Annotated in this window: 6 protein-coding genes; 4 read left to right on the top strand and 2 right to left on the bottom strand. The window is 69.5% G+C overall.

The annotated features are described in order from the left end of the window. Nucleotides 1-2: 2 nt before the first annotated feature. Both AC3WLF_RS11570 and AC3WLF_RS11575 read right to left on the bottom strand, forming a co-directional pair. Nucleotides 3-4,085: a tetratricopeptide repeat protein gene (locus tag AC3WLF_RS11570; RefSeq protein ID WP_492358226.1), complete on the bottom strand. Its 4,083-nt coding sequence runs from the start codon at nucleotides 4,083-4,085 to the stop codon at nucleotides 3-5. Next, entirely contained in the window at nucleotides 4,048-6,954 is a 2,907-nt protein-coding gene (locus tag AC3WLF_RS11575; RefSeq protein ID WP_492358227.1) for a bifunctional glycoside hydrolase/polysaccharide deacetylase family protein, read from the bottom strand. Before AC3WLF_RS11575 ends, AC3WLF_RS11570 begins: the two co-directional genes overlap by 38 nt. 1,011 nt (nucleotides 6,955-7,965) lie before the next feature. Here AC3WLF_RS11575 and AC3WLF_RS11580 point away from each other — a divergent pair. The 4 genes from AC3WLF_RS11580 (at nucleotide 7,966) to AC3WLF_RS11595 (ending at nucleotide 12,033) form a co-directional block, all read left to right on the top strand. Next, complete coding sequence (locus tag AC3WLF_RS11580) at nucleotides 7,966-8,169, top strand: cold-shock protein (RefSeq protein WP_010810931.1); 204 nt, start codon at nucleotides 7,966-7,968, stop codon at nucleotides 8,167-8,169. 227 nt (nucleotides 8,170-8,396) lie between these two features. After that, entirely contained in the window at nucleotides 8,397-9,266 is an 870-nt protein-coding gene (hpnD, locus tag AC3WLF_RS11585) for a presqualene diphosphate synthase HpnD (RefSeq protein WP_492358228.1), read from the top strand. Nucleotides 9,267-9,325: 59 nt separating this feature from the next. Next, nucleotides 9,326-11,344, top strand: a complete 2,019-nt coding sequence (gene shc, locus AC3WLF_RS11590; RefSeq protein WP_492358229.1) for a squalene--hopene cyclase — start codon at nucleotides 9,326-9,328, stop codon at nucleotides 11,342-11,344. Beyond that, a complete protein-coding gene (locus AC3WLF_RS11595; RefSeq protein ID WP_492318441.1) occupies nucleotides 11,341-12,033 on the top strand; it encodes a phosphorylase in 693 nt (230 codons plus the stop codon). Before shc ends, AC3WLF_RS11595 begins: the two co-directional genes overlap by 4 nt. Nucleotides 12,034-12,118 lie beyond the last annotated feature (85 nt).

A 12,118-nucleotide genomic window follows, 5' to 3' on the forward strand; every position in this document is an offset into this window, starting at 1 on the left:
GCTCAGTACAGCCAGCGATAGCGCATTCCCAGTTCCGTCAGCGGCCTGCCACCGTTGCGCGCCGCGGTCTCGTGCGAGATATACAGCGCCAGGTGGTCATTGCCGAATACCGATCCGGCCACCCCGCCCTGCACGCGGAAGTTCTGCCGTGCGCGCGTGTCGCGCAGCAGCCCCACTTCACCGAACGGCCGCCACTTGCGTGTGTACTCGTCCAGCAGCTCAGTGCCGAAGCCGAACAGCACGCCGGCCTGCGTAAAGCCCTGCGGCATGTAGAACGCCGGCGTGGCTTCGTCGCCGACCGGCACCAGCGACGCCATGCGCGGCGTCAGGCTGCCGCCGTTGGCGCTGTAGTTGGCATGCGTGCCGACCACGCGCACGGTGTAGTCCGGATACGAGGTGCGGATCTTGTAGCCGGCCTCGACGTCATAGACCATGCCATGCCCGAGCGCGCTGCGGTCCTGCCCGCGGAAGCTGCTGTACTCGATGCGCGCGCCGACGAACTCGCGCAGGCCGAAGCGCCAGGTTGCGCCCAGCCCCACGACGTCCTTGGCCCCGCCCACGCGCAGCGGCGCCGATTCATCGGCCGGCTGGTTCAGCCCGGCCAGCGTGCTGAACTGCAGCCGGCCCTGCTGGGCCCACTCGCCGAAGAAGCGCGCGGTCGCCATTGTGTCCAGCCCCTCGCGGTAGCCTGCCGTGGCACGCCAGCGCTTGCTGTTGTCGCGATAGCCAAGCGACAGGTCGGCGCGCCGGTCGGACGACGGCACGTTCACCAGCTGCTGCGGATCGGTGCTGCGCTGGTCGCGCCAGGTGCCGCGCAGGTTCAGGTCATACCCATCCCACAGGCGCACGCCGCCCGCGAGGCTGCCTTCGGTGTACTCCAGCGGCTTCTGGTGCATGAAGCTCACGCGCGGCTCGATCGCCTGGGCGTTGTAGAGCAGCGTCTCCTGCAGGGTGTCCTGCAGCGTGTCGTCGGAACGGGCCCGTTCCTGGGTCTCGAAGGCCAGCGTCTGCGCGGTGCTGATGCGGTCCAGGCGCTGGTTGGCCTCGATCTGGTTGGCCACCGGCACGCGGCCGGCCTGGCGCTCCAGGATGCGGTCAAGGCTGTTCATGTCCTGCCGGTCCAGCGCGATCGCCACCTCGGCATAGGCCGGTCGCTGCAGCCGGTTGACGTACTGGCGGGCCAGCCAGCTTCGCGCCAGTTCGTTGGATTCCGCCGACATCGCCCATGCCAGCGCGGCATCGCGCCCGGCAGCGGACAGCGCGGCATCGCGGCGGGCCGCATTGCGTGCGACCTCCGCCGACGCGGGCTCGCGCAGCGGCGGCAGCCCGGCCACCTCGCCCAGCTGCGACGGCGCGCCCGCCAGCGGCGGCACCAGTTCGCGCGCCGCCGTGGAAGCGCGGTCCGCGCGCAGCATCTGGATCACCAGCGCGCGCGAGACCTCGCCCGAGGCAAAGATCTGCCCCAGCGCCACGGTCTGGCGGCGCAGGTCCGCGCGCGAAGGCGCGCCGGACTCGTTCTCGTACTCTTCGTCACCGTCGGTGTTATCGGGCCGCAGCCGGGCATAGCGCACCCCGCCCTGGGACCAGCCGTGGTGCAGGTCGATCCAGGCCTGGCGGCGCACGCGCCAGGCCATGTCGGTCTGGCCGATGGCTTCATAGGCATCGGCCATCAGGCTGAGCCAGAGCGGGTCGGCGCTCTTGCCGTCGTTGAGCTTGCGCAGGTAGTGCATGGCCGCGCGCCCGTCCTGGAAGCGCATATGGCCCGCGGCAAAGGCGCCCCACAGGTCGGGGTTGTCTTCCGCGTCGTCCTTGACGCGGCGCATCACCGCGCGCACCTCGGTGTCGCTGCCCTGGTCGACCAGCGTCCACAGCAGCGCCGCCAGCGTTTCGCTGTCGGCATCGCGCAGGCCCGCGGCGCGGCGCAGGTCGGCCAGGGCCTGGTCGCGCTGGCCGGTCACGCGGTAGTACTCCGCGCGCCGCATCAGGAAGCGGCTCGACTGCGCTGCCGCCTGGCGCTGCTCGGGCGTCATGTCCTGCAACAGGCGCCCGATGCGCCGGTAGGCGTGGGCACGCGTGTAGTAGTACAGCGCCAGTTCCACCGATTCCGGCTTGCCGCCGCGGCGCCAGTCGGCCTCGGCGATGCGGCCGGCGTCGATCGGGGTCTTGTCGTAGTAGGCGATCAGGTTGGAGAAATCCGCCTCCTGCGTGTCGCGGACCTCGTCCAGGCAGTCGTTGCGCGCCGGGCCCGCCGGCATCTCCATGCAGTGCTCGTCCTGCGTCTGCGCCGCCGCCAGCATCAGCTGGCGATAGCCGTCCTTGAGCAGGTCGTCGCGCTGGTTCAGCCGCGCCAGCTCGGTAAAGGTGCGCCAGTAGAGGATGTCATCCTTCCCGGCCGTGGCACGCGCCGGCAGCATGGCGTCCAGCGCCTGCGCCAGCTTGCCGCGCACATAGAGCAGGTTGGCGAGTTTCAGCGCATAGGCTGGGCGCGGGCCGAAGCGCTGCTGCAGCTGCGTATAGATCTGGAACGCGCGCTCGTCCTTGCCGGCGCGCTCGGCCAGGGCGGCGTGACGTTCCAAGATTTCGCGCGCCCTGGGGCCGTGGCTCAGGCCTTCGAGGAAGCGCATGGCCTCTTCCGGCTCGCCCAGGCGTTCGTAGGCGGCCACCACCTCGTCCACGGTCTTCAGGTCCGAGCCGCCCGCGCGGTGGCGCAGCGCGGCCAGGTAGGCGCGATCGTCGGACAGGCCCGGGGCGAGCCGCATCACTGCATCCCACGCGCGCTCGTCGTTGGTGGCGCGGGCATAGTCGAGCCAGCTCTTCAGGGCCACGGCCGGCTGGCGGTTCCATTCGGCCACCTGCGCCAGCCGTTCGCGCCAGATCGCCTCGCCCGGCAGCCGGCGCACCGCGGTCTCGGCCACGCGCTGCGCCTGGTCGAGCTTGCCGGCCGACAGGAACACGCGATAGGCGAGTTCGTAGTCGTCGGCGTTGAACGGCTTGTCGGCTGGCTCCGCCGGCGCCTGCGCGGGCGCAGCAGCTTGCGCCGCAATCTTGCGCGTACCCAGCTGGCCGGAAGCGGCCAGCGCTTCACGCAAGGCCAGGCCGCGCGGCCCGTCGAGGAAGACCAGGCCGCGCTCGGCCCACGGCTGGCTGGCGGCGATGCGCCGCGCCTCGGCCTGGCGTGCGGCCAGCGCCGCCGGGCCGGCATCGCGCGTGCGCGCCGAGACCTTGAGCAGCCGCTCGACATAGCGGCTGGCCTGCTCCGGCTTGTTGGCCGCCAGCGCCAGCTTCGTCAGGTAGCGCAGCACCTCCGGATCGTCCAGCAGCTTGCCGCCGTGGCGCTCGGCCTGCGCCAGCGCTTCGTCCAGCAGGTTGCCTGACTGCAGCGTCTGCACCGCCTTCAGGAACAGCGCGCGCCGCTCGGCCAGCGTGGTGGCGGCCGCCTGCTGCGCGAACAAGGCGTTGGCAGCGTTGCGATAGTCGCCGCCCGCGATCGCCATGTCGGCCAGCTGGCGGTTCCAGAAGGCCGCGTTGTTGCGGTCCTGGCTGGCCAGCGCCGCATAGAACTTGCGCATCGCGTCCTGGGCGCCGGCCTGGCGCGACTGTGTGGCCAGCGTTTGCAGGTCGGCCAGCCCCCAGCTGCGCGCGGCAGCCTGGTCCAGCAGGCTGCGCAGCTGCACCAGGTTCTGTTCGCGCTCGGGCGTATCCGGCAGCGCGGCCCAGGCGCGCTGCTGCGCGATCTCGATGCGCGTGCGCAGGATCTGGCCCGACAGGTCGGTGCCCTGCACCGCCTGCATGCGCGCCAGCATGGCCTGCGCCTCTTCCAGCCGGCCGGTGCGCGCGTATTGTTCGGCCAGCACGCCCATGAAACCGGGGTCGTCGGGCGTGACCTTCCACCAGGCTTCCAGGTAGGCCATGGTCAGCCCGTCGATGGTGCGGCCCTGGCCCAGCAGGCGCTCGCGCAGGGTCTCGCGCGGGAACATCAGCGCCAGGCCGATCCCCACCATCGCGGTGAAAGTCAGCACCAGCGCCGGCGGCAGCAGCCGCTCGCGCTCAACCGGCGCAGCGGACTTCGACTTGTTGCCTGGCATGGTTCGGATCGGTGACGGGTGCGGTATCCACGCGCAGCGTGTTGCGCTCGCGGACGGCCTGTACGGGCTTGCCATCGACGCTCACACGGCAGTTGCCGGCGTTGGCAAGACGGAAGAATGGCTTGAAATAGCCGCTGAAGGCGAAGCGCGTGACGCCATCGCGCTGCGACCAGTCGCGCACGATGCCGTTGGCTTCGGCCAGCTGCGGCGCGGCCGGGGCGGTGACTGTGTCGCGCACGGCGAAGCGCGCATCGCCGCCATCCAGGTGCAGGTAGACGCCGCCGCCCGGTGCCGGCGAGGTGCCGGTCACGCCATGCGCCGCGCCCACGTCAGGCATGCCGGCGCCGCTCCAGCGCAGGTTGCGCAGGTTGCCGTCGCCGCGCACGATCCATTCGGCACCGGTGCCGCCCGGCTGGCCATCGCCCACGTCCCGCGCCACGGCCATGTCCTGCCAGTCGAGCACCTTGCGCACGTAGTCGGTCGAGTGCAGCGGCAGCAGCGGCTGCGCCAGCACATAGTCATAAACCTTGCGCAGCGCCTTCAGCGACGCGGCCTTGGTGCCCGAATAGCTGTGGTAGTAGATGTTGACCGGCTTGAAGCGATAAGGCTTGTCGGTCAGCTCGTAGGTCTCGATCACGCGCTCGAAGCCATAGAACGGGCCGTGCCAGAGGTTGGTGTAGACGTTCTCGTTCTGGTTGGGCGCAAACACCTGGAAGGTGCCGCCGGGCTTGTTGATGCCCAGCGGCGCAATCGCGGTCCAGCTCGGGTTGCTGCGCGTGATCAGCGTATCGCCGCCGTTCATGTTGAGCACGCGCGCCTTCTCGGTGAGCCGCAGCGCCTCGGCTGGCGGCTGGCAGTCTCCCGACCACAGCAGCATGCTGACCGGCTTGCCGGCCGGCGCCAGCGTGCGGTTGATGTAGTCGATGGAGCCGCCGATCTCGCGGTTCAGGTCCATGCTGTAGCCGGGGATGCTCAGGTGGAAGGCCTCGTCGCCCTCGACCACGGCGGCGCCGCTGGATTGCGTTGGCTGCCCTGGCTGTGCCGGCACCGTGCGCGACCACTCGAACGGATGCGAGAAGGTATGGCTGGCCACCTCGACATAGGGCTGCGCGAAGATCTTGCGCGCGATCGGCTCAAGCTCGGCGCTCAGCCTGGGGTACATGCCGTCCTTGCTGACTTCGCCCTGGATCACCGACATCGTCATCGGCAGCCGGTAGCGGTCGAAGATCTCGCGGAACAGCACCTCGCCGGAGAAGCCGCCGCCGGGAATCTCGGCGCGCGAGGCAAAGCCGTCGCCGTCGATATGGATGGTCAGCAGGCGCCGGCCGTTCTCGGTGGTGACATCGGGCACGGGCATGGCGGGCAGGCGCAGCGCCTCGCGCAGGAAGTCCAGCGGCTGCACCACCCAGCGGCTCTGGCCGTTGCCGTTGCCGCTCTGGCGCACCGCGTACGGCCCCAGCACATAGCCGCCCCACGGCGTGATCGCGGCGGCGTCATAGGTCAGCGTGCCCGAACGCAGGCGCAGCAGCGAACGGTAGCCGGCGCCGTCCGGCACCTGGATCGCTTCGGCCTGGGTGCGGTCGGGCGCCACCGGCATCTCGAAGCCCATCATCCGGTCCTTGGCCAGCACCTCGACCGGGCCCGACACGCGGCCCTTGACTGCCTTCAGCCCGAAGCTGCGCGCCACCGCGCCGCTAACGCTGGTGCCGAAGTCGTTGAGGAACACCACCGGCATGCCCTGCGCCATGCGCGCCTGCACCCAGGCATGGAAGCGTCCCGGCTGCGCCGTGACATTGCCTGACAGGTATACCACCACGCCGGCGTAGCGGTCCGGCCCGATCTCGGGCAGGTCCTCGCTGGTCTCGGCGAAATCCACGCGATAGCCAAGGTAGTTGAGCGGCATCGAGACAAAGCGCACACCCTCAGAATCGTCGATCGACACCCCGGGGCGGCGCTCCTGCACCACCAGCACGCGCCGGGGCAGCACCTCGACCTTGCCGATGCCGACCGTCTGCAGCCCGGGATCGGCCACATAGGGCGTGATCCCCAGCGCGCGGATGCGCTGCGCGGTTTCGCGTGCGCAGCGGCGGTCAGCCGGCGGACAATAGTCGATCGAGATCACCGGCAGGCGGTATTGCTCGCGGATGGTGCGCGCCTGCGCCAGCAGCCAGTCGCGGTCAGCCTGCGCAACGTCGACATAGCGGCCCTGGGCCTGGTTCCAGCCGCGGAACAGCGACTCGAAGGCAACGGCATAGGCCAGGTCATGCACCTGCGGCAGGATCTCGAAGCCGCGGTTGAAGACCAGGCGCGCCTCGGGGTAGCGCGCCTTGATGGCGCGCATCACGCGCACCAGCCCCGCTTCCTGCCGTGCGCGCTCGGCGTCGGTCCTGGCGGCAAGCTGGTAGGAATCGAGGGTATCGAGGAAAAAGCCGCGGAAGCCGCGCTGCCACAGCGGCGCGATCACCTTGTCCACATAGAAGGCGGGCCAGCCGTCGGCTGCCTGGTCGATGACCGGCGCGTTCCAGGCGTCATTGCGCCCGACGAACCAGGCCTTGGGGATGTCCTTGAAGTAGGCGCGGCTCTCCAGCACCTCGCCGACGCTGACATAGGCAAACCAGGCCGTGGCCGGCGTCGCCGCCTGGCGCGGGTCGAAGCCGCTGTCGGGCTCGACCACGGCGATGTCGAAGGCTTGCAGAGCGTCAACCGGCGGCTTGGCGCCGTAGTGCAAGGCGATCGACGGCATGGATGGCGCCTGCGCCGCGGGCGCCGGCGCGGCCGCAGCCGTCGCCGCCCCGAGGGCCAGCGCCAGCGCGATGCCTTGCACCCGCTGCGCCATGCGCATCCCTACCCACCCCGATCGGAACGGCATGCGGCCGTCCCGGTTCCCTTGTGCTTCCTCCAGCTGCTTCACAGGCTTGCTTCCTCTTGTCTGCGCACGCCGGCAAGTGCCTCACGCACGACATTCTCTGAGGCGGTCGCTGCCGCCTTGTGTCCGACTGTGAATCTCAGAATCGGAAAAATCTGATGGTATCCGGAAACGAATGCTAGGACAGACGCATGGATCACATTGTCAACAATTGTCCCAACACTGAGACATTGAGCCGGCTCGCGCGTTAACGCGCCACCGTGCTGCGGGCGCGCGTCAGCCGCGCTTGCGGTACGGGCGTACGGCGGGCGCGGCTCGGCTCAAATGCAAACAACGGAAACAGTCCAGGCCCCGTGCGCGACGGGTGGTGACGCTGTCCGCAACCGAAATTCCGGACAGCTAGGTTTGAAACACCATGATGGATTCCCCGTTCAGAACTTTTATGTATGGGCCCGCATACAGTGGGCGCGCTCATGTATGTCTGTGCACGACGCGAGCGCGGCCACCGGCCTGGCCTTTATTGTCAGCATAATGATATATCCGGGCCGCGCCGGCTTCCCCCGAACGCGGTAGGGATTGGGCGCCGTAAGAATTTGTAAAAAAGATGGCACGCCCATGCACCGGACGACAGCCATTATGCACGGCGGCGTGGCATCGCGCTCGCTGGCGGTGCACGCACAACCAAACCCACGATAAAAAAATCAGGGAATTCACTGAACTGAAGCCGAAGTAGAAAACGCTAATATCTCCTATCGGAACCTCTCATCATGATTAGGCGCTTAGCCTGATTGACACGCCGGGAAAATTCGGCAGAATGATTCCCACTTGTGCAGCGCCCATGCGGTGTGTCTTTTGGTGTTGTCGTTCCGTGACGTTTTCGGTTGTCACGACAGCGACATATCGAAGTCATATGGAATGCGCTGGCGGGGAACATAAAAAGGATCCGCTGGGTGCGTTGCACACGGTGTATAACGAGCGTTTTCGCTCATTTTGAAATTCAAGGTTGAGATAGATATGGAAACCGGTACCGTTAAGTGGTTCAACGACGCCAAGGGCTTCGGCTTCATCACGCCGGATGAAGGCGGCAACGATCTGTTCGCGCACTTCTCCGCAATCGAAGGCAATGGCTTCAAGTCGTTGAAGGAAGGCCAGAAGGTACGCTACGTCAAGGCCATGGGCCAGAAGGGCGAGCAAGCCACCAAGATTCAGGCCCTCTGATACCGGTGGATGCCGGGCCGGTCCAGCGGACCGGCCGGAAGGAAAGCCCCGCAGCTTCGGCGCGGGGCTTTTTTATTGGCGCGCCGGCACCGGGGCCGCCGCTGCGGCAATCTTGCGACGGGTGAAATTGCTATAATCGGCCGACCCACAACCGCCCTCCCGCCAGTGGGCGCGCACGGATGCTGCGCGATCAGTGCGGGACGGTATGCAGCGTGTCGAGGAGTTACGTGGCCGGTACTCAAATCGCAACGCAAGACACCCCTGTCGCCGCCGACCACGGCAGCCAGGCGGGCCCGGCGGCCTCGGCCGGCAGTTCCTTCCATGCCGCGCTGCGCATCCTGCCGCCAGCGCAGCGCCAGGCCATGTTCGAGATCTATGCGTTCTGCCGCGCGGTCGACGACATCGCCGACGGCAACGCACCGCACGCCGAGCGCCTTGCCGCACTCGATGCCTGGCGCCACGACATCGCCGCCTGCTACACCGGCAATCCGCCTCGCGCCCTGCAGCCGCTGAGCGCGCAGATCCGCGCCTTCCACCTGCAGCAGCAGGATTTCCTTGCCGTGATCGACGGCATGACCATGGACGTGGTGCAGGACATCCGCGCCCCCGACGCGGCCACCCTCGACCTGTATTGCGATCGCGTCGCCAGCGCTGTCGGCCGGCTGGCGGTGCGCGTGTTCGGCCTGGAAGAAGCGTGCGGCATCGCGCTCGCGCACCACTTGGGCCGCGCGCTGCAGCTGACCAATATCCTGCGCGATATCGACGAAGACGCCGCCATCGGCCGGCTCTACCTGCCGGCAGAAGCGCTGGCCGCGGCCGGCATCGGCGCGGACACGCCCCAGGCCGTGGTGGCCCACCCCGCCGTCGGCCAGGCCTGCGCGGCCGTGGCGCGCGAGGCCCAGGCGCACTACGACCAGGCCTACGCCATCATGGCGCGCTGCCCGTCGCGGCAGGTGCGCTCGCCGCGCATCATGGCCGAGGTCTACCACTGCATCCTGGCGCGGCTGCGCACGCAGGGCTGGCGCGCGCCGCGCCAGCGCGTGCGCCTGCCGCGCGCCCAATTGCTCTGGATCTTGCTGCGCCACGCCATTGGCTGAGCGCTGCACCCGATGCATGCCGGGCGCGGCCGCGCCGTGCGCCGGCACAAGGAGTCTGCATGTCGATGAACGAGACCGCCTTTGCCACGGCAGTGCCACGGATCGCGCCGGCCAGCGCGGGGGACAGCCCCGCGCCGCGCAACGCCGCGCAGGCACTTGACCACGGCATCGGCCGCGCGATCGACGCGCTGCTGCATCAGCAGCGCCCCGACGGCCACTGGGTCTGCGAACTGGAAGCCGACGCCACCATTCCCGCCGAATACGTGCTGATGGTGCACTACCTCGGCGAAGCCCCGGACCTGGAGCTTGAAGCCCGCCTGGCCCGCTACCTGCGCCGCATCCAGAATCCCGATGGCGGCTGGCCGCTGTTCCATGAAGGCCGCTCCGACGTCAGCGCCAGCGTAAAGGCCTATTTCGCGCTGAAGATGGCCGGCGACGACCCCCAGGCCGCGCACATGCAGCGCGCGCGCCGGGCCGTCCACGCGCTGGGCGGCGCCGAGGCCAGCAATGTATTCACGCGCACGCTGCTGGCCCTGTACGGCGTGATGCCATGGTCGGCGGTGCCGATGATGCCGGTCGAGATCATGCTGCTGCCGCAGTGGTTTCCGTTCCACCTGTCCAAGGTCTCGTACTGGGCGCGCACGGTGATCGTGCCGCTGCTGGTGCTGAACAGCCTGCGCCCGCAGGCGCGCAACCCGCGCGGGGTCGGCATCAATGAGCTGTTCGTCGGCAACTGCCATACGGTGGGGCTGCCGCCGCGCGCGGCGCACCAGCACGCCGGCTGGTACACGGTGTTCCGCGGCCTGGACGCGCTGCTGCGCGTGACCGAGCCGCTCTTCCCGCGCACGCTGCGCCGGCGCGCCATTGCCGCGGCGCAGGCCTTCGTGCATGAGCGGCTCAACGGCGAGGACGGCCTGGGCGCCATCTTCCCGGCAATGGCCAACAGCGTGATGATGTTCGACGTGCTGGGCGTGCCGCCCGACGACCCGGCGCGCGCGCTGGCGCGGCAATCCGTCGAGCGGCTGCTGGTCGAGCACGGCGACGAAGCCTATTGCCAGCCGTGCCTGTCGCCGGTGTGGGATACAGCGCTGGCCGCGCACGCGCTGCTGGAAACCGGCGAGGCGCGCGCGACGGCCGCGGCCGGGCGCGGCCTGGACTGGCTCAGGCCGCTGCAGGTGCTGGACGTGCGCGGCGACTGGGCCGTGCGCCGCCCGCTGGTGCGCCCCGGCGGCTGGGCCTTCCAGTACGCCAATGCCTATTACCCGGACGTGGACGACACCGCCGTGGTGGCCGCCGCGATGAACCGCTACATGCGCGCCCACGATATGCCGGGCCGCTATGACGAAGCCGTGGCGCGCGCCGCCGAGTGGATCGTCGGCATGCAGGGCGGCGATGGCGGCTGGGGCGCGTTCGAGCCCGAGAACACGCATCTCTACCTGAACAACATCCCCTTTGCCGACCATGGCGCGCTGCTGGACCCGCCCACCGCGGACGTGTCCGCGCGCTGCCTGTCGATGCTGTGCCAGATCGGCGCCACGCCGGGCAAGAGCGAACCCGCCGCGCGCGCGCTGCGCTACCTGCTGGCCGAGCAGATGCCCGACGGCAGCTGGTTCGGCCGCTGGGGCACCAACTATATCTATGGCAGCTGGAGCGCGCTGTGCGCGCTGAACGCGGCGGGCCTGGCACCGGAAGCCCCCGAGATGCGCCGCGCCGTGGCGTGGCTCGAGCAGATCCAGAACGCCGACGGCGGCTGGGGCGAGGACGGCAGCAGCTACCGGCTCGACTACCGCGGCTACGAGCCCGCGCCCAGCGTGGCCTCGCAGACCGCGTGGGCGCTGCTGGCGCTGATGGCAGCCGGCGCCGCGCAGCACGCCGCGGTGGCGCGCGGCATCGACTACCTGCTGCGCACGCAGCAATCCGGCGGCCTGTGGCATGAGCCACGCTTCACCGCGGTGGGCTTTCCGCGCGTGTTCTACCTGCGCTATCACGGCTATGCGCGCTACTTCCCGCTGTGGGCGCTGGCGCGCTACCGCAACCTGCAGCGCGGCGGCGCGCACCAGGTGTCGTGGGGGCTGTGACGGCACCTTTCGTGCTGGTCGTCACCGGCATGGCGTTCGAGGCGCGCATCGCCGCCGGCCCGCATTGCCGCGTGGTGCACGGCCTGCGCGGACTTGCACTGGAACAAGGCGTTTCCGCGATGGCAAGCCGGCACTGCATGGGTATCCTCAGCTTTGGCGTGGCGGGCGGGCTGGATCCCGCGCTGGCGCCGGGCGCCCTCGTGCTGGCGGACTCGGTGTGCGCGGCCGTCGAACGCTACGACACCGACATGACCTGGACCCGGGCGATGCACGCGGCGCTGCCGCATGCCAGGGTCGGGATACTTGCCGGCGCGGACCAGCCGGTGCTTTCGGTCGCCGCCAAGCAGATGCTGCACCGGGCCACGGGGGCGCTCTGCGTCGACATGGAATCGCACCTCGCCGCGCGCATGGCGGCGGCTTGCCGGCTGCCGTTCGCGGCCTGCCGCGTGGTGATCGACCCGGCCAGCCGCGCGGTCCCAGCTGCCGCGGCGGCGGGCATGGGTGAAGATGGCAAGACCGATGTGGGCGCGGTGCTGGGCGGGCTCTTGCGGGCGCCGTGGGAACTGCCGGCGCTGATGCGGCTGGCGGGCGATGCCGCGGCCGCGCGCGGCGCGCTGCGGGCGGCCCGGCTGGCGCTGGGGGACGAATACGGCTTGCGCGATGTGCGGACGCAGCAAGCTGACACCTGAACTGGCCGATGAAATGCTCCCTCTCCCGCAGGCGGGAGAAGGGAGCAAACAAGCAGGCCGCTAAACTCCAACGGCAACCGGTAGC

It is taken from the genome of Cupriavidus sp. FW306-01-F10A, assembly GCF_058782785.1.